25 protein-coding genes are annotated in these 23366 nt (G+C 37.5%); 19 read left to right on the top strand and 6 right to left on the bottom strand.

What is annotated here, in order from left to right:
* The first annotated feature begins 76 nt into the window (after positions 1-76).
* Together V6256_RS05990 and V6256_RS05985 are read left to right on the top strand one after the other, a co-directional pair.
* Entirely contained in the window at positions 77-505 is a 429-nt protein-coding gene (locus V6256_RS05990; RefSeq protein WP_341597164.1) for a hypothetical protein, read from the top strand.
* A gap of 30 nt (positions 506-535) precedes the next feature.
* Positions 536-712 (top strand): hypothetical protein, encoded by a 177-nt coding sequence (locus tag V6256_RS05985; protein ID WP_341597163.1) that lies wholly within the window; start codon positions 536-538, stop codon positions 710-712.
* Between the two features lie 22 nt (positions 713-734).
* Here the strand turns inward: V6256_RS05985 and V6256_RS05980 are convergent, their stop codons facing one another.
* On the bottom strand, positions 735-1931 hold the full coding sequence (locus tag V6256_RS05980; protein ID WP_341597162.1) for a benzoate/H(+) symporter BenE family transporter: 1197 nt from the start codon (positions 1929-1931) through the stop codon (positions 735-737).
* Between the two features lie 70 nt (positions 1932-2001).
* Between V6256_RS05980 and V6256_RS05975 the strand changes: the two genes are divergently transcribed.
* From V6256_RS05975 to V6256_RS05960, 4 genes are all read left to right on the top strand, one after another.
* A complete protein-coding gene (locus V6256_RS05975; RefSeq protein WP_341597161.1) occupies positions 2002-2532 on the top strand; it encodes a helix-turn-helix domain-containing protein in 531 nt (176 codons plus the stop codon).
* A gap of 25 nt (positions 2533-2557) precedes the next feature.
* Positions 2558-3055 carry a GNAT family N-acetyltransferase gene (locus V6256_RS05970; protein ID WP_341597160.1) on the top strand — a complete coding sequence of 166 codons (498 nt, stop codon included), beginning with the start codon at positions 2558-2560 and terminating at the stop codon, positions 3053-3055.
* A gap of 99 nt (positions 3056-3154) precedes the next feature.
* Positions 3155-4015, top strand: coding sequence for a DMT family transporter (locus V6256_RS05965; protein WP_341597159.1), 861 nt, complete (start codon positions 3155-3157; stop codon positions 4013-4015).
* Between the two features lie 29 nt (positions 4016-4044).
* On the top strand, positions 4045-4653 hold the full coding sequence (locus tag V6256_RS05960) for an acyl carrier protein phosphodiesterase (protein WP_341597158.1): 609 nt from the start codon (positions 4045-4047) through the stop codon (positions 4651-4653).
* A 55-nt stretch (positions 4654-4708) separates the two neighbouring features.
* Here V6256_RS05960 and V6256_RS05955 read toward each other — a convergent pair whose 3' ends face one another.
* Both V6256_RS05955 and V6256_RS05950 read right to left on the bottom strand, forming a co-directional pair.
* Positions 4709-5278 carry a phosphoribosyltransferase gene (locus tag V6256_RS05955; RefSeq protein ID WP_341597157.1) on the bottom strand — a complete coding sequence of 190 codons (570 nt, stop codon included), beginning with the start codon at positions 5276-5278 and terminating at the stop codon, positions 4709-4711.
* Positions 5279-5485: 207 nt separating this feature from the next.
* The gene (locus V6256_RS05950; protein WP_341597156.1) at positions 5486-6475 is read right to left on the bottom strand and encodes a 2-hydroxyacid dehydrogenase; all 990 of its coding nucleotides are present in this window, start codon (positions 6473-6475) and stop codon (positions 5486-5488) included.
* Positions 6476-6781: 306 nt separating this feature from the next.
* Here V6256_RS05950 and V6256_RS05945 point away from each other — a divergent pair, with 306 nt between their 5' ends.
* Together V6256_RS05945 and V6256_RS05940 are read left to right on the top strand one after the other, a co-directional pair.
* On the top strand, positions 6782-8890 hold the full coding sequence (locus V6256_RS05945) for a protein-disulfide reductase DsbD family protein (RefSeq protein ID WP_341597155.1): 2109 nt from the start codon (positions 6782-6784) through the stop codon (positions 8888-8890).
* A 1-nt stretch (position 8891) separates the two neighbouring features.
* Positions 8892-9407: a protein disulfide oxidoreductase gene (locus V6256_RS05940; protein ID WP_341597154.1), complete on the top strand. Its 516-nt coding sequence runs from the start codon at positions 8892-8894 to the stop codon at positions 9405-9407.
* A gap of 134 nt (positions 9408-9541) precedes the next feature.
* On the opposite strand, the gene pckA is transcribed toward V6256_RS05940, so the two are convergent.
* From pckA to hslR, 3 genes are all read right to left on the bottom strand, one after another.
* A complete protein-coding gene (gene pckA / locus V6256_RS05935) occupies positions 9542-11161 on the bottom strand; it encodes a phosphoenolpyruvate carboxykinase (ATP) (RefSeq protein WP_341597153.1) in 1620 nt (539 codons plus the stop codon).
* Between the two features lie 166 nt (positions 11162-11327).
* Positions 11328-12188, bottom strand: a complete 861-nt coding sequence (gene hslO, locus V6256_RS05930; RefSeq protein ID WP_341597152.1) for an Hsp33 family molecular chaperone HslO — start codon at positions 12186-12188, stop codon at positions 11328-11330.
* 30 nt (positions 12189-12218) lie between these two features.
* Positions 12219-12623 (bottom strand): ribosome-associated heat shock protein Hsp15, encoded by a 405-nt coding sequence (gene hslR, locus V6256_RS05925; RefSeq protein ID WP_341597166.1) that lies wholly within the window; start codon positions 12621-12623, stop codon positions 12219-12221.
* 298 nt (positions 12624-12921) lie between these two features.
* Here hslR and gspC point away from each other — a divergent pair, with 298 nt between their 5' ends.
* The 11 genes from gspC to V6256_RS05870 all read left to right on the top strand — a co-directional run bounded on the left by gspC (position 12922) and on the right by V6256_RS05870 (position 23355).
* Complete coding sequence (gene gspC / locus V6256_RS05920) at positions 12922-13755, top strand: type II secretion system protein GspC (RefSeq protein ID WP_341597151.1); 834 nt, start codon at positions 12922-12924, stop codon at positions 13753-13755.
* Positions 13756-13821: 66 nt separating this feature from the next.
* Positions 13822-15852, top strand: coding sequence for a type II secretion system secretin GspD (gene gspD / locus V6256_RS05915; RefSeq protein ID WP_341597150.1), 2031 nt, complete (start codon positions 13822-13824; stop codon positions 15850-15852).
* 17 nt (positions 15853-15869) lie between these two features.
* Positions 15870-17390, top strand: coding sequence for a type II secretion system ATPase GspE (gspE, locus tag V6256_RS05910; RefSeq protein ID WP_341597149.1), 1521 nt, complete (start codon positions 15870-15872; stop codon positions 17388-17390).
* Between the two features lies 1 nt (position 17391).
* Positions 17392-18609, top strand: a complete 1218-nt coding sequence (gene gspF, locus V6256_RS05905) for a type II secretion system inner membrane protein GspF (RefSeq protein WP_341597148.1) — start codon at positions 17392-17394, stop codon at positions 18607-18609.
* Between the two features lie 32 nt (positions 18610-18641).
* Positions 18642-19082, top strand: a complete 441-nt coding sequence (gene gspG / locus V6256_RS05900; protein WP_341597147.1) for a type II secretion system major pseudopilin GspG — start codon at positions 18642-18644, stop codon at positions 19080-19082.
* A 26-nt stretch (positions 19083-19108) separates the two neighbouring features.
* A complete protein-coding gene (gspH, locus tag V6256_RS05895; protein ID WP_341597146.1) occupies positions 19109-19675 on the top strand; it encodes a type II secretion system minor pseudopilin GspH in 567 nt (188 codons plus the stop codon).
* Positions 19676-20065, top strand: coding sequence for a type II secretion system minor pseudopilin GspI (gspI, locus tag V6256_RS05890; RefSeq protein ID WP_341597145.1), 390 nt, complete (start codon positions 19676-19678; stop codon positions 20063-20065).
* On the top strand, positions 20052-20693 hold the full coding sequence (gene gspJ / locus V6256_RS05885; protein WP_341597144.1) for a type II secretion system minor pseudopilin GspJ: 642 nt from the start codon (positions 20052-20054) through the stop codon (positions 20691-20693). Before gspI ends, gspJ begins: the two co-directional genes overlap by 14 nt.
* Positions 20686-21684, top strand: coding sequence for a type II secretion system minor pseudopilin GspK (gene gspK / locus V6256_RS05880; RefSeq protein ID WP_341597143.1), 999 nt, complete (start codon positions 20686-20688; stop codon positions 21682-21684). Before gspJ ends, gspK begins: the two co-directional genes overlap by 8 nt.
* A complete protein-coding gene (gene gspL, locus V6256_RS05875; protein ID WP_341597142.1) occupies positions 21677-22876 on the top strand; it encodes a type II secretion system protein GspL in 1200 nt (399 codons plus the stop codon). The genes gspK and gspL overlap by 8 nt, the downstream gene beginning before the upstream one ends.
* Positions 22876-23355, top strand: a complete 480-nt coding sequence (locus V6256_RS05870) for a type II secretion system protein GspM (RefSeq protein ID WP_341597141.1) — start codon at positions 22876-22878, stop codon at positions 23353-23355. Before gspL ends, V6256_RS05870 begins: the two co-directional genes overlap by 1 nt.
* Positions 23356-23366 lie beyond the last annotated feature (11 nt).

Below are 23366 nucleotides of genomic sequence, written 5' to 3'. Positions count from 1 at the left end.
CTGTGCTATCGAGATTGGACAAATTTGGAAACTTAATTAACGGAATTGGTATTATCGTGATGCAATTAAACAAGCATTGGCTACCAAACACCAAAAAACACTTAGTATAGGTTCTAATTGGACTAAAAAAGAGCTCGAAGAATCTGAATTAGAAGGCAGCGCCTTTGAAGGTTTTAAACGTAGTGCATGGCCAATGTTTGAAATGATGCAGGCTCGAATCAATTACCAAGGCTGGCCTTTGATGATTGATAATGTTTTATTAGAGATTGAATCTGATAATGAAAGCTTTGAGTTTGATGGTGTGGTTTATGTCAGCTTAGATGACGCAGTTGTTCATGCAGTAAAAACATTCTTTTTAGATGAAGCATTATTTACAAGAGTGTTAAGTGTGTTGGGCAAGAATAAATTTAGCCAAGCTATCCGCTTATGTCGTCTATACCCTAATCTAACAGCAAAAACACGCGAAGAAGTTTTTTTAGAAATCTTAGATAGTATTGGAATTTAGTCAATTTAAACTATTTTGTAGGAGCATAAAATGCCGGAAAACAATGAAGTAAAAAATAATAAGAATAAAAAGCTAAGTGAGCAAGAGATGCAAGATTGGTTGGATAATGTTCATTTTGGTAGCTGTTGCAGTGACCCGCTAGATCAACCGTCAACTAAGCAAGAAAGATGTAGCACTTCAAATAAAGAGAATAAAGCAGCTAAATAATAGGTACTCTAATTCTATAGAACTACCTATTCTTGTTTTTTTGCAATTTTATATTTTGTATAAATAAAACTAGTAACCCACCAATTAAGCCCCAAATAACTGAGTTTAAGCCCCATAAAGAGAGTGGTGAGGCCGTTATAAGTAATGTAACGACAGCGGCTTCATTGACCTGTGAAGATTCACTATTGACGCTGTGTTGTAAACTATGGACGATAGTTCCAAACAAAGCTAAACCGGCTAAAGTTAAAATTAATGATTTAGGTAATAGGGCAAACCAAGCAATAATGTAAGCAGCAAAAAAACCTAAAATAATATAAAAAATACCGCCCCACACAGACGCCCAATAACGATTACTTGGGTTTTTATGAACATCTTCAGTCATGCAGATAGAAGCACTAATTGCAGCTAAGTTAAGTGCAAAGCTACCAAAACAAGCAAATACAATATTAAATAATCCGGTTATCGATAAAATATGCTTAATAGGAGCTTGGTAACCAAAGCTTTGTAACATCGCAATGCCCGGTAAATTTTGCACTGCTGTCGTGACAATAAAGAGCGGTAAGCTAATGCCTACAAGAACGCTTAATGAAAAATCTGGTTGTATAAACTGCCATTCACTCCATTGCCACTCAATATGTTCTGCTTTAATGAGTTGAAGTTGCCATGCTAAGAAAACTGAGCTCGTAATGACAATAATTAAGGCCCATTGTGGGACAAAACGTTTTGCTAATAAATAACAAACAAACATTGGAATAGCTAACGTTGGTTGTAGATTCATTTGTTCAAACACCGACACTCCGAAGCTTAATAAAATGCCTGCTAACATGGCAGAGGCTAGCTGTGGAGGGATCCATTTAAATATTTTATTAATAGGTATTAAAAATGGGAAGATAAACAGCATGATTGCACAAATAATAAAACCAGCAACGGCTTGTTCTAATGTAAAGCCTTGTGAGTTACCAAGGAGTAGTGCAGCTCCTGGTGTAGACCAAGCGATTAAGATAGGTATCCGAAAGTAACATGAGAGGGCAATGCTTAAGATTCCCATGCTAATACCTAACGCGAGAAACCAGCTTGCAACAAGGTTAGCATCGCCTCCAAGATTAATAACTAATTGATAGATCAAAGCCAGTGAACTTGAGAAGCCTACAATTACTGCGACTAATCCACCACTCATTGCTGCAATTATTGAGTTGACCTGTTGCAAAACTGTTTTCATAATATCGTCCGTGCGTTTTAGCGTACAAAAATACAAATTAACATTGGACGTTATAACGCACAAGGTAAATATGTCATACTCTATTAATAAAAAAGTTGCTGTTCAATTAAAAAAAGCACGTTCAAATAAAGGCTGGAGTTTAGATGTAGCCAGTCAACATTGTGGTGTCTCAAAGGCTATGTTAGGACAAATTGAGCGAGGTGAGTCGAGCCCAACCATTGCTAAGCTATGGAATATTGCAACAGGTTTTGAGTTACCTTTATCTGAATTCTTAGATCTTGATGAAAAATTTCACATTAAAGGTTCAGAAGACGCGCAATTAAGCAATATCAAAACTGTTTTTGAATATGATCGCCATACTAAGCTCGAAATGTTTGAGCTTTACTTTGCAGTTGGTTATGAGCAGCGTTCAGATGCCCATCAAAGTGGTGTCATTGAGCATATTATTGTGACAAAAGGTTGTTTGGAGTATTTTGCAGATCAACAATGGACAACTTTGCATAGTGGTGACAAAGCAAAGTTTAAGGCTGATCAAACGCATATCTATCGTAATGTAGGCACAACCCCATTGCATTTTTTTAATATTATTTATTACCCTTAACCTATTTTATTAATGAGGAAACTAAATGAGAGATACGACCATTTATTATTTGGAAATGTTAAAAGAAGAGCAACTGAAAGCCAAACCTATTGTTGAAGGTTTAATGATTATGGAAGCGGAAATTAAGAATTATCGTTTTAATCGATACTTATATTCTTTAGTGGGCGAGCAATGGCAATGGTTTGATAAATTGAATGAATCGGAGCAGGCTTGGAAAGCTTATAGCGAACGGGACAGTTTACGTACTTGGGTTGCTTATTATCAAGGGACGATAGCAGGGTATTTTGAGCTTGAAAAAACAGCTAACCAAGAAGTAGAAATTAAATATTTTGGGTTAAGCCCTGCTTTCATTGGCAAAGGTTTTGGAGGGTATCTATTAACTTATGCGATACAACAAGCCTGGCAGAGTTGCCATGCTAAACGTCTTTGGGTGCATACTTGTAGTTTAGACCATCCCAGTGCATTAGGTAATTATCAAGCCCGTGGATTTACTTTATATCATCAAGAAATTGAGCCTGAGTGATACTCTTTTTCCTTCAAATATTTGTTTTAATAAATATCAACAATAGCTTACAAGAGTGATTATCCAGTGGTAGGATAGCGATTTTTTATGGGGTAAGCTATGCCGGCTGGACTGGGTTTTTTAATCGCGACGTTTTTATGGGGTAGTTCCTTTGTTGCTCTGAAAGCTGCTATTGATGTTTATCCTCCCTCTTTTGTTATTTTTTTACGTATGCTCATTACGTTATTAATTTGCTTATGTCTTTGGCATTGGGTTAAGCGCTTTACATATCAACAAGGGGATTGGAAGTGGCTATTAATGATGTCACTGGCTGAACCTTGCCTGTACTTCTTATTTGAAGGTTATGCAATGCAGTATACTTCTGCTTCTCAAGCGGGAATTATTGTCTCTTGTTTACCTTTGATGGTAGCCTGCCTTGCGTTCTTTTTAATTCAAGAGAAATTGAGTAAAAGTATTATTCTCGGTTTTAGCTTATGTATCACTGGCAGTGTGTTGTTGAGTGTTGTCTCGCCAGATACAGACTATGCGCCTAATCCTTTATTAGGCAATGGTTTAGAGTTTTTAGCGATGCTTTGTGCGGCATTCTATGTTGTTGCTATGAAACACCTTTTAAATCGCTATTCAGCACTTTCATTGATTGCATTACAAGGGTTTTCTGGGACCATTTTCTTTATCCCATTCTTATTCTTTATTGATTTACCTGCGCAGCATGATATCAATGCGCTTTTGAACATTATCTACTTAGGATCTGCGGTAACACTGGGTGCTTATGGTATGTATAACTTTGCATTATCTAAGTCATCGGTGTTAACCGCAGCAGCTTATTCTAACTTAGTCCCTATTTTTGCTTTATTATTATCAGCAATATTATTAAATGAAGTCCTAACAATAGCGCAGTGGTTAAGTATCTTCGTTGTTTTCGTCGGCATTTTAGTAAGCAAGCGACATGCTAGTAATTAGGCTTAATTGATACACTCAGGTCGAATATTATGAATTATCTTGCACATTTACATATAGCAGATCATACAAAAACCAGTTTTACTGGTAACTTTTTAGGTGACTTTGTTAAAGGCGATCCTGAACAACAATTTCCTGTTGATATTGTAAAAGGGATCCGCTTACATCGTTATGTTGATAGCTTTACTGATAAGCACCCACTCGTATTAAAAGCGAAACAACTTTTCCCAAAACAATTAAGGCGTTATGCACCTATTGCATTAGATATGTTTTGGGATCATTGCTTAGCTCGACAGTGGAGTGATTCCCATCACCTATCATTACCTCGTTTCTGTGAATTAGCGGAATTAAAAATAGCTGATGAAACAAGTGATCGTCACATTGTATTGCCGGAAAGGTTTCAACGAGTTAATGGCTGGGTGTGGAAGGATAAATGGCTTGAGTCCTATCAGAAAATAGAAAATATTAACTATGCTTTACAAAGAATGTCTATGCGTAGTGAACGAATGAAACCATTAGCGGAAACGGGTGAAGTATTAATAGAAAACTATGCTGTTTTAAGTGATGTGTTTAAGCCCTTATATAAAGATCTGTTACTGGTTACCGAGCAATTTGTTTTACAGTATAAAAAAGGAGACTAAATAGTCCCCTTTACGATATAAAAATCAACACAAGATGTATCAACAAGACTAAGAGTTAGTCTTCGTTATTAAATAAGTGTGCAATATTTTTAAAGTCAGTTTTTCCTTCAGTAATTTCTTCGATGCTTAAACCTGAAGCTTCATGTGGAAATACTAACCATTCATCTGACTCATGGATGTAGTAATCTGGTACCATTTCCACTGCTTTGTTTTTTGGTTTGTAGTAAGGTGTTGCAATACGCACATCACGAGGCATATTCAAACGCATTACTTCAGTTAACTTTTCCGTTAATGCAACAACACTTCGACCTGAGTCAAATACGTCATCTACAATTAATAAACCATCGTCAGCATTTGCATTCTCAATAATGTAATGTAAACCATGTACTTTGATCGTTTTACTTTGCTTGCCAATTCCGTAGTAAGAAGAAGTACGCACAGCGATATGGTCTGTTTCTACTTTTTTGTAGTCAAAAAATTCTTGAACTGCGATACCAATTGGAGCACCTCCACGCCAAATCCCTACAATAAATTGTGGGCGAAAGCCGCTGTCGTAAACTTGTGCGGCAAGACGAAATGAGTCTTCAAGTAGTTGTTGTGCAGTGATAAAGACTTTTTCAGACATATCATTTTCCTCTGAATTAAATTTAGTAGGACATTTTAAACTAAAAAAAGCATCTGTGCTTACTTTGCGCTATAAAATAGTAAAAAAAGCAGCGTATTTTGAGTAGAAATAAAGAGAGATAAGTTAAGCCCTTGAAATGCCTAGTTTAACAGAATAGATAAATACCTAATATGGAGTGTTATCTATTCTGTTGATGGCGCTTAGCTTTTAAATTGTTACTTGGTTAGTACAATCTTTTCCTTCACTTAATATTTTTAAGTTGCCTAATGTGGTTTGGGCAATACTAGTTAGTGCTTCTTTAGTTAAGAATGCTTGATGGCCAGTAAATATAACATTATGACAAGCTGATAAACGGCGGAAAATATCATCAGAAATGATTTCGCTTGAATGATCACCAAAGAATAATGTTTCTTCATCTTCATAAACGTCTAAACCTAAACCACCAATACGGCCAGATTTCAATGCTTGGATTGCATCATAAGCATTAACCAAACCGCCACGACTTGTGTTGATGATAGTTACTCCATCTTTCATCAGAGCAAAGGTATCTTTGTTTAATAGATGTTTATTATCTTCCATTAATGGACAATGTAAGCTAATAACATCACTGTTTGCGAATAATTCTTCCAAGCTAACATATTCAGCGCCCAGTGCGATTGCATGCTCAGATGGGTAAGGGTCTGATGCTAATATCTTACAGCCAAACCCTTTGAAAATAGCCATAGCAGCGACACCAATTCGGCCTGTTCCAATAATACCGACAGTCTTTCCGTGAAGATTAAAGCCTACTAAACCTTCCAAAGAGAAGTTGGCATCTCGTGTACGCTGGTATGCTTTATGAGTTCTACGGTTAATCGTCATTAATAGTGCAATGGCATGTTCAGCAACGGCTTCTGGTGAGTAAGCTGGCACACGGACAATATTAATATCTAATTTTTTTGCACACTTTAAATCAACATTATTAAAGCCCGCACATCGCATGGCAATGTGTTTAACACCTAATTCATGTAACTTAGTTAAGACAGGCTCACTTAAATCATCATTTACAAATGCGCACACCGCATCAAAACCGGCGGCGAGTGATGCTGTTTGTATGTTTAGTTGAGTATCAAAAAAATCGATGCTAATTGGATCTGAGATAAGTGGTTTGAAATGTTGAATATCATAACTACGAGAACTAAACATTGCGACTTTCATAAAATGGGCTCCATGTTGGTAAAACTGTTTAATTTATAATTATTTTAAATAGTAACAGTATTAAGAAAGGTTTTATTGTTTTTCTAATACGGTTATTCTACGGATTGTTTTTTTATATAAATATTATTTTTGTGATTAAAAGCATGTTTATTGATATTTATTAATAAACAGGCTTTTTTTAAATTTAGTAACAAATGCAATTTTTAGGTAAAAAGGGCGGTCTGTTATTGATGGGAACTTTTTTTAGATAAATCTATCCATCTTTATTGTGAACGTATTCATGTTGTTAAGCTTTCTGGAGTAATAATGCCCATCATCAAGTCTTATCTATTATATTTAATTGTATTTTTTACTTTTTCTTCCAGTGCCTTTGCACAAGCACCTGAAACAGGGTGGCTAACTAATGCCAACCATCCCCCAGTGAAAGTAAATCTACAATTAACTGGGCAAATTGAGGATAACTCCGTCAATGCGATATTGAATGTGAGCTTGGATGAAGGCTGGAAAACCTATTGGAGATCTCCTGGTGAAGGAGGTGTAGCACCAACGTTTGAATGGCAGCCTCATTCAACTAATATTAGTAGTATTGATTGGTCTTGGCCAACACCTAAACGTTACCCTGTTTTAGGGGTTGAAACTGTGGGTTATAAAGATCAAATACACTTTCCTATTAAACTACACCTTAATGATGCAAATGAAGTGACTGTATTAAACGGTACATTGACGCTTGCTTCGTGCACAACTATCTGTGTATTAACCGATTATGAAGTTGATTTAAGCTTTTTTCCGGGCGCTTTAAGTCTTGACCAAGATGTTGCTTTTGCTTATGCCCAAGCGGTGAGTAGTGTGCCTATTGTGGTTGGCGAAAGTGCAATTAAGGCTAAAAATAATAATGCTAATATTACTAGTCTTATCAGTTCATGGGATCAAATCAATCAAAAAATCGTTGTTCAGTTAACCAGTCAAGTAGCATGGCAGCAGCCAGATTTATTTATTGATAGTAGCAATCCTGAACTAGACAATGTGTTTTATTCAAAACCTACTATTTCAGTCTCAGATAAGACAGTGACAGCCAGTTTTTCTGCAAGTAGTTGGGCTGGTGATGTTGACCTGAAGAAAGCAACAATGAATATTACTGTTGTTGACCAAGGTGTTGCGGTTGAAGTGGCGACAACCTTAGGTAACCAACCTATCATATACGATGGCGATTCTATTCTATCTATTTTCTTAATTGCACTGTTAGGTGGCTTGATTTTAAATATTATGCCTTGCGTTTTACCTGTTTTAGGCATGAAGCTAAGCTCTGTCCTTGGTGCTAGTGATGGTAAGCGCTCGCAAATTAGAAAACAATTTATAGCATCCAGTGTTGGTATTATTAGCTCATTTTGGTTATTAGCTGCATTTCTGATGGTGCTTAAACTTTCGGGTGAAGCGTTAGGTTGGGGAATTCAATTTCAAAATCCTTACTTTATCGGGTTTATGGTTATTGTCACGGCAATATTCACAGCTAATATGCTCGGGTTATTTGAGATTCAACTCCCTTCCTCTGTACAAACTTGGTTAGCAACAAAAGGTGGCCACTCCTATCTAGGGCATTATTTACAAGGTATGTTTGCTACATTGCTGGCGACGCCTTGTAGTGCTCCATTCTTAGGCACGGCTGTTGCTTTTGCTTTGGGGGCGTCAGTATGGCAATTGTTTGCTGTATTTACTGCTCTTGGGTTAGGTATGGCTTTACCTTGGTTATTGATTGCAATATTTCCTAGTATCGCATTGTTGATACCTAAACCTGGTAAATGGATGGGGAGCGTTAAGGGCTTTTTTGCTTTATTAATTCTTGCCACTTGCCTTTGGTTAGTGAGCTTATTAAGTAGCTTTATTGGTATTTTTTATGCTTCTTTAATTGCCTTGTTTATCTTATCTATTTTTGCTGTTTTAACGCTTAAAAAATACGGTGCCCGTCTCTTTTTCATTCGTACTGGCGTCTTTTTAATCATTACAGCCTTTGCTTTAATTGTGGCTAGTTTGACCTCTGCTTACTGGAGCACACCTTTAAAAGATGACATTCCTTGGGTTCCTCTTGATTCACAACTGATAGAGCAGGAAGTCGCGCAAGGCCATGTTGTTTTTGTTGATGTTACCGCGCAATGGTGTGTTACCTGTAAAGCAAATAAAATCGGGGTGTTATTACAAGAGCCTGTTTCTTCTGCTTTACAAGAAGAGGGGGTGATTGCCATGAGTGGCGATTGGACAGTACGTTCCGATAGTGTGACTGCTTATTTACAATCGTTTAACCGCTATGGCGTTCCTTTTAATATTGTATATGGTCCTGGCGCACCTAATGGTATTGAGTTATCAACCATTCTAAATAGTGATGATGTTATAAATGCGATACAGAAAGCAAAAGGGCAGTAAAATGACAGAAGAAAATAAAAGTAAAAAGACTTGGTTCTCACGTATTAAATCAATTGCTCTTTATGTTTTTTTTGCCTTGGCATTAGGCTGGGGAGTGGATTTTTGGCGTGCTCAATCAATTGTGTCAGGCAAGGCTCCTGAGTTAATTGCGACTAGTGTACAAGGTGAAAATATTGATTTGATCGCAATGAGCCAAGATAAGCCGGTAATGGTTTATTTTTGGGCTACTTGGTGCAGTGTTTGTAGCTTTGTGTCCCCGTCGGTAGATTTTGTTGATAATCAGATGCAGGTTGTTTCTGTGGCCTTAAATTCCGGAGGGAATGAGCGAGTAGCACAGTACCTTAGCGCTAAAGATTATGATTTTACTGTTGTAAATGATGAAAAAGGTCACATTGGAAAAGCATGGGAAATTAGTCTGACGCCAACGATCATTGTTGTTGATAAAGGGGTTATCACGTCGGTAACAACTGGTTTTACAAGTCCTTTTGGCATGTGGGCGAGAATGCTGTTTAGTTAAAAAATAAACTAACTTTAACTTACGTTGGTCAATAGCAGTAATAGATGAGTGATTATTAATGTTTTGTGTTAATAATTAAAAAAGCCAATTTATAATTAAATTGGCTTTTTTGGTATTAGGTTAATTAATTATTTTTAATCGTCTAATGTTGGTCCAGCATGCAGTAACACTTTACCTTCTTCCTTGTCTGTATAGCGATCAAAGTTTTCGATAAATAAGTGTGCTAATTTTTCTGCTTTTGTCTGCCATTCTTGTGCATTAGCGTAAGTATCTCGAGGATCTAAGATCGCACTGTCTACATTAGGTAATGCAGTAGGAACTGCTAAATTAAAGATAGGAATTGTTTTGGTTTCAGCCTTTTCAATTGAACCATCTAAGATAGCGTCAATAATGCCACGAGTATCTTTTATCGAGATACGTTTACCAGAGCCATTCCATCCAGTGTTTACTAAGTAAGCTTCTGCACCACAAGCTTCCATTCGTTTCACTAATTGTTGTGCATATTGTGTTGGATGAAGCATTAAAAATGCTGCACCAAAACAAGCTGAAAATGTCGGTGTTGGTTCTGTAATACCTCGTTCAGTACCAGCTAACTTAGCCGTAAACCCAGATAAGAAATGATATTGAGTTTGCGCTTTATCCAGTTTTGAGACAGGTGGTAATACCCCAAAAGCATCTGCTGTTAAGAAGATCACTTTTTTAGCGTGGCCGCCTTTAGAGACTGGTTTGACTATATTTTCGATATGATGGATTGGGTAAGATACACGCCCATTTTCAGTCTTGCTTGCATCGTCATAATCCACTACACCTCGCTCATCAAACACAACGTTTTCAAGTAGTGCATCTCGCTTGATTGCACCAAATATATCCGGCTCAGCTTCAGCGCTTAGGCGGATAGTTTTAGCGTAACAGCCTCCTTCAAAGTTAAATACACCTTCATCATCCCAACCGTGCTCATCATCACCAATTAGCGCTCGTTTAGGATCTGTTGAAAGAGTTGTTTTGCCTGTGCCAGATAAACCAAAGAAAATAGCAGTATCATCAGCTTGACCAATATTTGCTGAGCAATGCATTGATGCCATTCCATTCAGCGGTAATAAGTAGTTCATGACAGAAAATAGGCCTTTTTTCATTTCCCCGCCATACCAAGTACCACCGATAAGCTGCACTTTTTCAGTCAGATTGAATGCAACAAAATTCTCTGAATTTAAGCCTTGTTCTTGCCAGTTAGGGTTATTTGTTTTGGAACCATTCATGACTACAAAATCTGGCTCAAAATCGATAAGCTCATCTTCTGTTGGACGAATAAACATGTTTTTAACAAAGTGTGCCTGCCAAGCCACTTCCATAATAAAACGTACTTTTAATCGAGAGTTAATATTGGCACCACAATAAGCATCCACAACAAACAGTTTTTTACCAGATAACTGTTCAGTCACTGTGTTTTTTAATTGCTCCCATGTTGCTTGGTCGATAGCTTTATTGTCATTTTTGCCTTGATCACTCCACCAGATGGTATCTCGTGTTGTATCATCTTTAACAATATACTTATCTTTAGGAGAGCGCCCTGTGAAGATACCAGTGTCAACAGCAACTGTGCCATTACTAGTAATTACCCCTTTCTCACAACCACTCAGTGAGTCTTGAGTCTCTTCAGCAAATAAGACTTCATAACTTGGGTTATAAATTACTTCTGATGCACTGTTAATTCCGTATTGTTGTAATTGTGTTGCAGATAGCTTGGTTGAGGACATAACTTACTCTCTTCTTTATATTTTATTGATAAAGCGTGAATAGGAGAGGTAAGAATAAGTGAAACGCAATAAATTAAGTGGGATCAGTTTCTAATTTATAGGGGAAAAACCATAACCCATGGAGGGTTATGGTAATTTTGTGATGCAGGGTTCATTAAAATGAAATTTAGTGTTTTTGGTCCGTTGCAGTAAATAAAATTTGCAAGTCTTGCTCTTTAAAAGAGTAAGTTGTTGCACAATACTCACAGCGCATTTCAATACTTTCTTGTTCTTCTAAAATTTCTTTTATCTCAGTTGGATCTAAAGACGCTAAAGACGATAAACAACGTTCTTTAGAACACCCACATTTAAAGCTAATTGGTTGTGTTTCAAATAAACGAACTTGCTCTTGGTGATATAAACGAAACAGTAACTCATCATTTTTTAACGTATAAATTTCTTCAGCTTTGATCGTTGATGCTAAAGCACATACATGTGCAAAATCTTCTTCGTGGTTTTCACTACTTGCAGGTAATGTTTGAATCAATAAGCCCGCTGCTTGTTTAGGCGATGATTGACTGTCTGCAAATAAGCTTATTTTAGTTGCAAGTTGCTCAGATTGGACAAAGTAATCCTCTAAACAAGCGGCCAATGTTGCTTTTTCTAATGCCACTATGCCTTGGTAACGCTCTCCATTTTCAGGGGTGATTGTAATCATTAGATTACCTTTACCAATTAATTCTAAAAATGAAAGACCTGTGGTATCACCTTTCCAGCGTGCCGTTCCTCTAACTTCTAAATCTTGATTCGCATTAATCACTGCCATACTTAAAGGACCATCGCCTTGGATTTGTACGGTGATTTTTCCTTCAAATTTTAGAGTTGCCGTTAATAAACTTGTGGCAATCAACAGCTCCCCAATTGTATTAGCGACTTCAGCAGGGTAATCATGGTTATCAATACATTGTTGAAATGCTTGATGAGCTTGGGCAATTTCCCCACGAATTTCAAAATCATCAAATAGGAAACGTTGTATTTGGTCTGTCATAAGTTCTCTCAATATTAATTTTTGCAGCGATTAATCAAATTTTGCTGTGTTACGTTGCGTTTTAGCTTGTATAAGCTCACGCCGTTCTTTTTTATTTGGTTTGCGATCTGGGTGCGGTGCATTTTGCAAACTTAACTTTCTAAGTACTTGGTATTGTTCTCGTTTAATAATGCTTTTTTCAGTCTCTTTATAAAGTGTTTGAGCAATCGGTGCACCTCTACGTTGATCTGAAATTGCTTCAATAGTGATTTCAAATAATTGCTCTCCTTGTCGAAGAGAGAGTAGTGCGCCTATTTCAACCATTTTACTTGCTTTACAGCGTTGGCCGTTATAATGGACTTTGCCACCCTGTACCATATCACGAGCAATGCTTCGGGTTTTGTAAAAACGAGCTGCCCATAGCCATTTATCTAGTCTAACTGTTAGCGTTGTCATCATCGCCTCGTTTTATAAATGAATTAGAGTGTAGCAAAATGCTACTATTTGCCAAAATAAAAGAAAAGAGTGAACTGAGCCATAATAAATGGGGTCATAAATGCATAAAACAAGGTACACTTGATGCATAATACCGTATTAAATATTACTATTTATTTGTGATTTGTATATTCATGACTTATTAAATTACTTATTATCGGTGTTGTTTAATATTAATAATTTGTATAACAAGAAGATAAAGATAAAATGTAATCATTAACAGTTAATGATTTAGTGACAGGAATAAATAAGAATACCGATGATCTCTCAACTTCCTAAAATTACATTAGCCATATTATGCGCTTTTATTGCTTATCAAGCTGCTCTATTAACATGGGGGTTATACCCTGTAAAAAAACAATCTTATACATGGACCCCAGCGACAAATACAACCAAAAATGATGATAATAGCGAGCAATTAACCACTAAATTATTACAAGAACAGCATTTATTCGGACAGTTTGTCGGCGAAAGAAAGGTACAAGGAAAAACCACTGATGCCCCTAGAACCAAGCTTAAGTTAACCTTGGTAGGTATTATTGCTGCGACAGAGCCTGCTTACTCAAGTGTTATTATCGAATACAAAAACTCACAAGACAGTTATTTTATCGACTCTGATATTCCTGGAACGGGAGCAAGAGTCTCCGAGATATACCAGGACCGTATTATCATTGTCGTAGATGGTGAAGCACAAACCTTAGTGCTTGATGGTCTAGAAAAAGATATTGAACGAATGGACAGAGTAGAAAGAGGGCAAACGGTATTATCTAGACCAGATAAATCTAAAAAAATTGAGTTAGATAGAAACTCTTTAATTGATAACCCCGCTAAATTGCTTGATTACATTAAAATTTCGCCAGTAAGAGAGGGTAATGTCGTGAAAGGCTACCGTGTTAATCCAGGTAAAGATCCTGAACTTTTTGAAGAAGCAGGCTTAATTGCAGGTGATTTAGCCATTGAGTTAAACGGTGTTGATTTAACCAATACAGCAGAAGCGGTTGGCTTGATGAAAGAGTTTCCTACCATGACAGATATTAGCTTAACGGTTGATCGTGATGGTGAAATAAACGAATTGTTCTTTAGTATTCCATAGTATATAAAAATTGTTATCTAAAGTTAGCTTGTGATAAATAATATAATAAAACAGAAGGTTGTTGTAATGAGTTTAGGGATAAAGAAAAAATTGGCAGGTATGTTAGCAGCCAGTGTTTTTATTTTATTTTCACAGTCTACAGTAGTGCAAGCAGCAGAGTACTCCGCTAGTTTCAAAAATGCAGATCTGAATGAATTTATTAATATTGTAGGTAAAAATCTTAATAAAACCATTGTCTTAGACCCTGCTGTGCGCGGGAAAATTAATGTTCGTAGTTATGATTTATTAAATGAACAGCAATATTATCAATTCTTTTTAAATGTCCTAGAGGTTTACGGCTTTGCTGTTGTGGAAATGGACAATGGCATTTTGAAAGTGATTAAAGCTAAGGATGCAAAAGTTGCTGCGATTCCTGTTGTGGATAATGGCACACAATATAAAGGTGATGAAATGGTCACCCGAGTGGTGCCTGTTATTAATGTGTCAGTGAGAGAGCTTGCTCCTTTATTGCGTCAACTTAATGACAGTGCTGGTGGCGGTAATGTTGTTCACTATGACCCTTCAAACGTTATTATGATCACAGGTAGAGCTTCTGTTGTTAATCGACTGGTGAATATTATTCAGCGCGTAGATAAAGCAGGCGACCAAGAAGTTGATATTGTAAAACTTCAGTTTGCTAGTGCCTTAGACATGGTAAATATGATCAACTCAATCCAAGAAACACCAAGCACATCTAAAACATCTACTAGCAGTGTACTCAAGCCGCGCTTAGTTGCAGATGAAAGAACTAACTCGGTAATTATTAGTGGTGAGCCTAAAAGCCGCGCTCGTGTTATTAAATTAGTGAAATCTTTAGATGATGAGTTAAAAAATAACGGTAATACACGTGTTTTTTACCTGAAATATGCGAATGCAAAAGAAGTCGTAGATGTATTGAATGGTGTGAGTAAAGGGATTGAAGAAACTGTAGGTAAAAGTGCTGGTGCCTCTAATGCGAGTAAACAATCGTCATTGAATATTCAAGCTCATGCAGGGACTAATTCCATTGTCATTTCTGCTCAACCGGCATTAATGTCTTCGCTTAGCAGTATCATTCGTCAACTTGATATTAGGCGTGCTCAAGTATTAGTTGAAGCGATTGTGGTGGAGGTATCAGAAGGCAGTGGTATTAACCTGAGCGTACAGTGGGCTTCTACTTCAGCTGGTGGAACACAGTTTAACGACAATGGTATTTCTACGAGTGAAATTATTACTGGTGCTTACCAAGTGGATAACGACGAAGATGATCTAACAGATGTTATTGATTCTTTATCTTCACTGGCTGGTGGTATCGCTGGTTTCGTTGGTAATGATTGGGGGGTAATACTACAAGCCCTTAGTACGACAACGGGATCAAATATATTAGCAACTCCAAGTTTAACGACTTTGGATAATCAAGAAGCGAGTTTTATTGTTGGTGATGAAGTACCAGTATTGACGGGGTCAACGTCAAGCTCGTCTAATGATAATCCATTCCAAACTATTGAACGTCGTGAGGTGGGAATAAAGTTAAAGGTAACACCGCAAATTAACGAAGGTGATTCTGTGCAGATGGAAATCGAACAGGAAGTGTCTAATATCCAAGGCCAAACTTCTGTTGATGTTATTTTTGCAACTCGTTCAGTTAAAACTACCGTTTTAGCTAAATCAGGTGAAACGATTGTTATTGGTGGGTTAATTGATGAAGCAGTTAATGAAACCGTAGATAAAGTGCCTTTATTGGGTGATATTCCTTACTTAGGGCAGCTATTTAGATCGACTAAGAGTAGTACTGAAAAGCGTAATTTAATGATCTTTATTCGCCCAACTATTATTCGTGACGATCAAACTATGTTGGAATTGAGTCAACGTAAATATGGATTGATTCGCCAAGTTCAATTAGGTCAAGCAGTTGATGGTATCGAGTTAATGCCAGACTCTAATGTGCCATTATTACCAGAATGGGGCCAGCCAGTTGAAATAGACCCTTATACCTTTAAAGAAGGCAGTGAGTCTAATCAAGCAGTCGTGGATTTTGAATTAGAGCAAGCAAAACAACAAGCTGAAGCATTACAATAAAAGTTGGATTGGGTAATATGAACGATTTAAGTGACCTTGACGTCATTGAACAAGCTGACAATATAGAGTTTACGCCTTCAGGGCAGTTACCCTTCGCTTTTTCTAAAAAACATGAATTAGTGATGTCGCATGAAGGCAGAAACAGTCAATTGTGTTTTAAACAAACACCGAGTGTCGATTTATTGATTGAGGCGCGTCGTGTGATTGGCCATGCTTTTACGACTAAGCTGGTGGATAGTGACGTTTTTAATCGATTAGTTGCTAAGGCGTATCAATCTTCTACTTTAGAAGCTCAGCAACTAATGCAAGATTTAGGGGATGACGATCTGTTTACCTTAGCGGATGAGTTGCCTAGTGATGAAGACTTGCTAGAAGCTGAAGATGACGCGCCGATTATTAAGTTGATTAACGCCATGCTAGGGGAGGCCATTAAAGAAGAAGCTTCTGATATTCATATTGAAACCTTTGAACAATCTTTAATTATTCGTTTTCGTATTGATGGTGTCTTACGTGAAATATTAAAACCTCAGCGTAAACTTGCTTCGTTACTCGTTTCACGTATTAAAGTAATGGCAAAATTGGATATTGCTGAAAAACGTATTCCTCAAGATGGACGTATTTCATTACGCATTGGTGGGCGAGCAGTTGATGTGCGTGTTTCTACTATGCCTGCAAGTCATGGTGAGCGTGTGGTATTACGTTTATTGGATAAAAACGCAGTTAAATTAGAGCTTGCAACATTAGGCATGACCAAACAAAACCATGTTTTATTGCAAAGTCTGTTGCATAAACCACACGGTATCATCTTAGTCACAGGACCAACGGGGTCAGGTAAAAGTACGACGCTTTACGCTGGTCTATTAGAAATCAATTCGAAAGATAGAAATATATTAACCGTTGAAGATCCAATTGAGTACGCGATCGATGGTATTGGGCAAACGCAAGTTAATACTAAAGTTGATATGACATTTGCGCGCGGCTTACGCGCTATTTTACGTCAAGATCCTGACGTGGTAATGATTGGTGAAATACGTGATATCGAAACGGCAGAAATTGCCGTACAAGCCAGTTTAACCGGACACTTAGTATTATCTACTTTACACACCAATACCGCTGTAGGTGCCGTTACCCGTTTGCATGATATGGGGGTTGAGCCATTTCTTTTGTCATCTAGTGTTCTCGGTGTATTAGCACAACGTTTAGTACGTCGGTTATGCGCTCAATGTAAGCAGGCTCATCCTGCTACAACTCCAGAAAAAGAGATCCTTGGGGTTGAGAGTAATGAGCAAGCGATTGTTTACCGTCCTGTGGGATGTCAGCATTGTAATCACTCTGGTTATCGCGGGCGTACAGGAATACATGAGCTACTTGTTGTTAACGAAAAAGTACGTGAGTTAATACATATAGGCGCCGGTGAGCAAGCCATTGAACGTGAAATACGTCAAACCTCAAAAAGTATCCGTGAAGATGGAATACAAAAAGTGTTGTCAGGGCAAACTACGCTTGAAGAAATTCTACGTGTAACAAGAGAGGACTAATTTGGCTACTTTTACATACAAGGCACTAGATGCTAAAGGTAAACAAAAAAAAGGAACTGAAGAAGCTGACTCTGCCCGTATGTTGCGCCAACACTTGCGTAACAAAGGCTTAACGCCTATCGAAGTCGATAGCATCGCCTCGAAACGTAAAAAATCTAATAATAGCTTTATTCAAAGCAAGATAAAAACGGCTGACCTAGCTTTAATAACTCGTCAACTATCAACTTTAGTTGCTTCAGGTATTCCGATTGAAGAGTCATTACAGGCAGTTGCAGACCAGTGTGATAAACCAAAAATAAAAACCATGATTCAATCTGTTCGTGGTGGTGTTATTGAAGGTTATAGTCTTGCTGATAGTATGCGTAACTACCCAACCATCTTCGATAACTTATTTTGTGCAATGGTTGCTGCCGGTGAGAAATCAGGCCATTTAGAGAAAGTATTGGACAGGCTGGCTGATTATGCAGAGCAACGTCAAGAAATGAAAAGCAAAATGATGCAAGCCTTGATTTACCCTATCGTTTTAACCTTGGTTGCTATTTCAGTTGTGGCGATTCTATTAACTTCTGTTGTGCCGCAAGTAGTTGGGCAGTTTGAACATATGGGGGCTGATTTACCTCGCTCTACACAATTCTTGATTGCTACAAGTGATGCTTTGAGCGCCTATGGCTTGTATTTTGTGGTTATTTGCCTTTTGGCTTTATTGCTATTTAGCCAATATCTTAAAAAAGCCAAGAATCAGTTAAAATTCGATCGTTTATTATTAAATATTCCCGTGGTGGGGAAGGTAGTAAATGAATTGAATACTGCGCGTTTTGCACGTACTTTGAGTATTTTGAATAGTAGCGCTGTACCTTTGTTAGAAGCGATGGCGATTGCTGGTGATGTATTAAGTAATCAATATATTCGTTTGAAAGTAAGTGAAGCTGCTGAACGTGTACGTGAAGGAACAAGCTTAGGTAAAGCCTTAGGCAGTACAAAATTATTTCCTCCCATGATGCTACATATGATTACAAGTGGTGAGAGAAGTGGTGAATTAGGAAATATGTTGGAACGATCTGCAGATAATCAAGACAAACAATTCTCTGCGCAAGTTACATTAGCATTAGGCATTTTTGAGCCTGCACTCGTTATCTCTATGGCGGGTGTTGTTTTATTTATTGTCGCTGCTATTTTACAGCCAATATTGGCACTTAATAATATGGTTTCAGGCAGCTAAAACCATTCATTTAATCATAAAAGGGTCATTTCGTGAAAAACTCAATTAGCAAAACAACACAAAAAGGTTTTACTTTATTAGAAATCATGGTGGTTATCGTCATACTAGGTGTATTAGCTTCAATGGTGGTACCTAATTTAATAGGTAACAAAGACAAAGCTGATATACAAAAAGTGAAATCAGACATAGTGGCATTAGAGAATGCATTAGATATGTATAAATTAGACAATAGTGTTTATCCAACAACAGACCAAGGTTTAGAAGCACTAGAAACCGAGCCGACTGTTTCTCCTGTGCCTCGTAATTATCGTGATGATGGTTATATTAAACGTTTACCGCAAGACCCTTGGGGTAATGATTATGTTTTAAATAGCCCAGGCGAACATGGCAAAATAGATATTCTTTCTGTTGGTCTAGACGCTGAAGAAGGCACGGATGATGACATTGGTAACTGGAATTTAAATGATAAATAACCATTGTTAATAGGGTAAATTATTTAATGCGTAAAACAGCGGGTTTTACCCTATTAGAGATCATGCTCGTGTTAGTTTTAATGGGTATGATCTCCGTTGGTGTTGTGATGACTTTACCTAGTTCAGGTAGTACGACTAAAGGTAGCGAATGGTATGCGCAACGTTTTAGTAGATTATTGCAATTGGCTGAAGATCAGGCATTAATATTAAATGCCGAATTAGGCATCGAATTTAATGAGCATAGCTTTACCTTTGTTATTTATGATTACAAAAGTAAGAAGTGGTTACCTTTAGTTAATGACCGCATTAATGGCAATGTTGTGATACCCGAGACGATTACTGCTCAATATAATTTAGATGATAATGTTTGGGGTGAGTTGGAAACATTACAAAACAGTAATAACAATAGTACACTTTTTGATCAAGAAAGTAGTTTTCAAGCAAATGACTTTTATCCTCACGTTTTTATTATGTCTAGCGGTGAAGTGACCCCTTTTAACTATCAATTTACTAATAATGGCGATCAGCAGTCTACTGTGATCGTTAAAGTTGCGATGACCGGCGACATTCAAACTGAATGGGTAAATGACTAAATGAGATATCTAGCTAGGTCAGGTACATTACAGAAAAAACGTGGAATGACGTTATTGGAAGTGATGCTTGCATTAGTTATTTTAGCGACATCGGGTTTAGCGGTAATGCAAGCTGCTTCACAAGCGTTAAATAACCAGAGTTATTTACAGCAGAAAACATTTGCGATGTGGGTAGCCAGTAACAAGCTTGCTGAGTTGAAACTACTCGAAAAATGGCCGAATACAAGTTGGACACGTGAAGAAGTCGAGTTCTCAGGTGTCAAATGGTATGTTCGTTATCAAGGTGTTGCGACAAGTAATAGTGATTTTAGAGCATTGGATGTGGAAGTAAGTGATATTAAAGATGGAAAAGCATTAGGGCATATAAGGACTTACATTGCACAAAAGTAATTGCCCTAAGGCAGCTCGACAAGCAGGTTTTACCTTAATTGAGATATTAGTCGCGATTGCTATTTTCGCCGTATTAAGCCTAGCTGCATATCAAATTTTACAAGGCGTATTACGCAGCGGCGAAATCAGTCGAGAGCATGACCAGAGCTTAACTGAAGTACAGCGCGGAATGATATTAATCGAGCGGGATTTTGTACAAATGGTAGCAAGGCAATCGAGAACACCCGGTGTCGATGATGAAAAGTTACAAGCTTTATATGTTGGGCAAGCAGTCTTAGATTCAGATTTCGAAGGCATAGAGTTTAATCGCTTAGGCTGGAGTAATCCACTTAACCTATTACCAAGATCGAATATTTTAAGGGTAGGTTATCGAGTCCAAAATGAACAATTACAGCGTCTGTATTATTTGCACCCTGATGCTGTCGCAGGAGAAGAGCCCGAACAACAGGTTATCTTAAATGACATTGAAAACTTAACATTTCGCTTTTGGGATGATGGATGGACAACAACTTGGTCAACAGCAAGCGAGATACCCTCAGGCATTGAAATGGTGATCACAAGTAAAAAATTTGGTGAGCTGAGGCGAGTTTTTGTATTGCCTGCTAGTACGGTTGTAAGTGATGAATAATTCTCGTAAACAAGCCGGTATTGCGTTAATTACTGTATTAATGATATTGGCTATCATGGTGACCGTTGCAACGACTATGACAGGACGAATGACCTCTAGTTTGTTACGTACTGAGGGGCTTAATTATTCTCAGAAAATGTATTGGTACACTCAAGCAATGGTCGATTTTAGTCAGCTTATTATCAATAACGATTTTGCTGATAGTGATGTCGTCAGCCTAGATCAAATATGGGCAACCCCTGATCTTATTTTTCCTGTTGATGAAGGATCTATTTTAGGGCACATGATTGATAAACGCAGCTGCTTTAATTTGAATGCGCTAGCCAGTGAAAGTAATGAAGAGTTAGGCGTATCTCAGTTGAAAGCTTTATTAACTGCAATGGATGTCGAAGAGTACAGTGCTGATGTGATCTCAGAGTCGGTCAGAGACTGGGTCGATAGTGATGATGCTGCTAATGACTCACAAGGGGCTGAAGATAGGTATTATGAATCATTGAATGTCCCTCATTTAACAGCAAATAAATTGATGGTCGATATTTCTGAGTTACGCTCAATACAAGGTATGACTGCAGAAATCTATCTACACATAAAAGATCGTTTATGTGCGTTACCTGCAACGGACCAATTGATTAATGTAAATACAGTTAAGGCAGATCAAGCAGAGGTTTTGTTTGCTCTCTTTACAAGTGATACTTCTATTACCCTTGATCAGCTAGAAAGTTTGTTAGAGGAAAGGCCTACTAGTGGATGGATAAGTGTTGCGGAGTTTTTAGAATCAGATATTTTTAGTAATGAAACAATACCAGATACAGTGCAAGCACAATTAAGTGTGACCAGTGATTTTTTTCAAATGAATGGCATAGCAGAATTTGAAGAGCGGGCAATGGCTTTAAAGTTATTACTCAAAGTAGAGAGTAAAGTAGCGACTACAATACGCTTCCAATATGCAGCAATAGAAGAAGTGGATAACTCGGAGACAATCAGTGAGTGAACAACTAATTATTCGCTTAGCAAGCGATCAACAACAAGCAATACATTGGCTAGTATGGTCTGATAGTGAAAAAGAAATTATTGCATCGGGTGAGCTAGAGAATGCAAATGCTTTAACGTTGTTAACTGAAAAAGCACAATTACGTAAGGTAATTTGTCTTACCCCGAGTGTTGATGTGACATTAAAATCAGTTGTTATCAACGGTAAGTTAACACGACAAATACAGCAAGCATTGCCTTATATTCTTGAAGATGAATTAGCCAGTGATGTGGATAAATTACACTTTTCAATTCTCAATAAATCAACTGGCCTTGTTGATGTGGCAATTTGTTATAAAAGTAAAATGCAGATGTGGTTAGATTGGCTGGAGAAAGCGGCAATCCCTTGCCTGCATTTTATTCCTGAAACGCTTGCTTTACCTGACGCTAACGAGCAAGAGTGGCAAGCATTGCAACTTGAAAATCAATGGTTGATAAGAGAGGGTACTTATCAAGCTTGGAGTTGTGATAACGAAATGCTCGCAGATATTTTACAATTGCGCCTAGCAGATAATAACGAACAGGTGATTAAAAGTTATAGCGGCATCCCTAGTCAATGCGTAGGGCAATGGAAGGCAGGTCAAATCATGCTGCCTATGCAGTTGCTAGCAGAAGGTTGTATTGCTAATAATTGCAATTTATTAACCGGTGAATTTAAAGTAAATAAACCTAATAACTTACATCTTGATAAGTGGAAGTATTGCGCTGTTGCAGCTGTCATTTTATTTGCCCTGATCGTGATTAATGCTTTAGTCAAAGTTCAACAACTAGAGACACAGACTGAACTTGTGAAGCAACAAGTAGAGACAGTGTATCAAAAAGCCTTACCTGGACAAGGTCGCTTGCCTTATACGCGGATTAAGAAAAAACTAAGAAGTTTATTAAACCAAGCTAATAGCAAAGCCCCTGAAACAGGGCTGTTAATTGTGTTAAATAATCTTATTCCAGCACTACAATCTATCCCGAATTTAAGCATTGAAAACGTAAAGTTTGACAGTAAAAACCAACAGGTGAGTTTAGCTATTAGTGCGGATAGCTTTCAGGCATTTGAACAATTAGTAGAAAAAATTCCTGCGCAATATGATGTACAACAAGGGACTTTAAATAATAATAAAAACCGTATTAGTGGCACTGTTACTGTGAGGGCTAAATAATGTTTGAACAAGTTAATAAATGGTGGCATAGCATTACAGAAAGAGAGCAAAAACTAACCCTTGCCTCTTTACTCGCTATTTTTATTGCGTTGGTTTATTTTAGTGTATGGCAACCGATTGCAGATAACCTAGCAGCGAGTGAACTCAAATTAAAAAATGCTCAGCAAACATTGCACTGGGTGGAAGTGAATGCCAATAAACTGGTTGCTTCAGGTACAGTTGTCAATAAAGTGGGAGAGAAACAAAATTTAGCGCAATTGATCAGCAGCACAGCTAAACGCAGACAAATAGACATCTCGCGCATTCAAGGTCGACAAAACAGTGTTAATCTTTTGATTAATCAAGTGGAGTTTAATGAGTTTGTTGCATGGATGACAAGTTTACAAAATCAACATCAAATACAGATACTAACGGCAGATCTAAGTAAAGATAAGGTACCTGGAATGATCAAGGTAAACCGTTTATCTTTAAGCTATTAGCATTACAAAAG

It is taken from the genome of Psychromonas aquatilis (assembly GCF_038155185.1).
In the GTDB taxonomy this organism is placed as follows: Bacteria; Pseudomonadota; Gammaproteobacteria; order Enterobacterales; family Psychromonadaceae; genus Psychromonas; species Psychromonas aquatilis.
This window is presented reverse-complemented; position numbering and strand designations above follow the sequence as displayed.

Coding starts and splice junctions, on each gene's coding strand:
- gspI (WP_341597145.1), top strand. CDS start 19,676: ATGAGATATCTAGCTAGGTCAGGTACATTACAGAAAAAACGTGGAATG.
- V6256_RS05870 (WP_341597141.1), top strand. CDS start 22,876: ATGTTTGAACAAGTTAATAAATGGTGGCATAGCATTACAGAAAGAGAG.
- pckA (WP_341597153.1), bottom strand. CDS start 11,161: ATGTCCTCAACCAAGCTATCTGCAACACAATTACAACAATACGGAATT.
- V6256_RS05980 (WP_341597162.1), bottom strand. CDS start 1,931: ATGAAAACAGTTTTGCAACAGGTCAACTCAATAATTGCAGCAATGAGT.
- hslO (WP_341597152.1), bottom strand. CDS start 12,188: ATGACAGACCAAATACAACGTTTCCTATTTGATGATTTTGAAATTCGT.
- V6256_RS05965 (WP_341597159.1), top strand. CDS start 3,155: ATGCCGGCTGGACTGGGTTTTTTAATCGCGACGTTTTTATGGGGTAGT.
- gspC (WP_341597151.1), top strand. CDS start 12,922: ATGATCTCTCAACTTCCTAAAATTACATTAGCCATATTATGCGCTTTT.
- gspH (WP_341597146.1), top strand. CDS start 19,109: ATGCGTAAAACAGCGGGTTTTACCCTATTAGAGATCATGCTCGTGTTA.
- V6256_RS05940 (WP_341597154.1), top strand. CDS start 8,892: ATGACAGAAGAAAATAAAAGTAAAAAGACTTGGTTCTCACGTATTAAA.
- V6256_RS05955 (WP_341597157.1), bottom strand. CDS start 5,278: ATGTCTGAAAAAGTCTTTATCACTGCACAACAACTACTTGAAGACTCA.
- V6256_RS05970 (WP_341597160.1), top strand. CDS start 2,558: ATGAGAGATACGACCATTTATTATTTGGAAATGTTAAAAGAAGAGCAA.
- gspE (WP_341597149.1), top strand. CDS start 15,870: ATGAACGATTTAAGTGACCTTGACGTCATTGAACAAGCTGACAATATA.
- V6256_RS05985 (WP_341597163.1), top strand. CDS start 536: ATGCCGGAAAACAATGAAGTAAAAAATAATAAGAATAAAAAGCTAAGT.
- V6256_RS05960 (WP_341597158.1), top strand. CDS start 4,045: ATGAATTATCTTGCACATTTACATATAGCAGATCATACAAAAACCAGT.
- gspK (WP_341597143.1), top strand. CDS start 20,686: ATGAATAATTCTCGTAAACAAGCCGGTATTGCGTTAATTACTGTATTA.
- V6256_RS05950 (WP_341597156.1), bottom strand. CDS start 6,475: ATGAAAGTCGCAATGTTTAGTTCTCGTAGTTATGATATTCAACATTTC.
- V6256_RS05975 (WP_341597161.1), top strand. CDS start 2,002: ATGTCATACTCTATTAATAAAAAAGTTGCTGTTCAATTAAAAAAAGCA.
- V6256_RS05945 (WP_341597155.1), top strand. CDS start 6,782: ATGCCCATCATCAAGTCTTATCTATTATATTTAATTGTATTTTTTACT.
- hslR (WP_341597166.1), bottom strand. CDS start 12,623: ATGACAACGCTAACAGTTAGACTAGATAAATGGCTATGGGCAGCTCGT.
- gspD (WP_341597150.1), top strand. CDS start 13,822: ATGAGTTTAGGGATAAAGAAAAAATTGGCAGGTATGTTAGCAGCCAGT.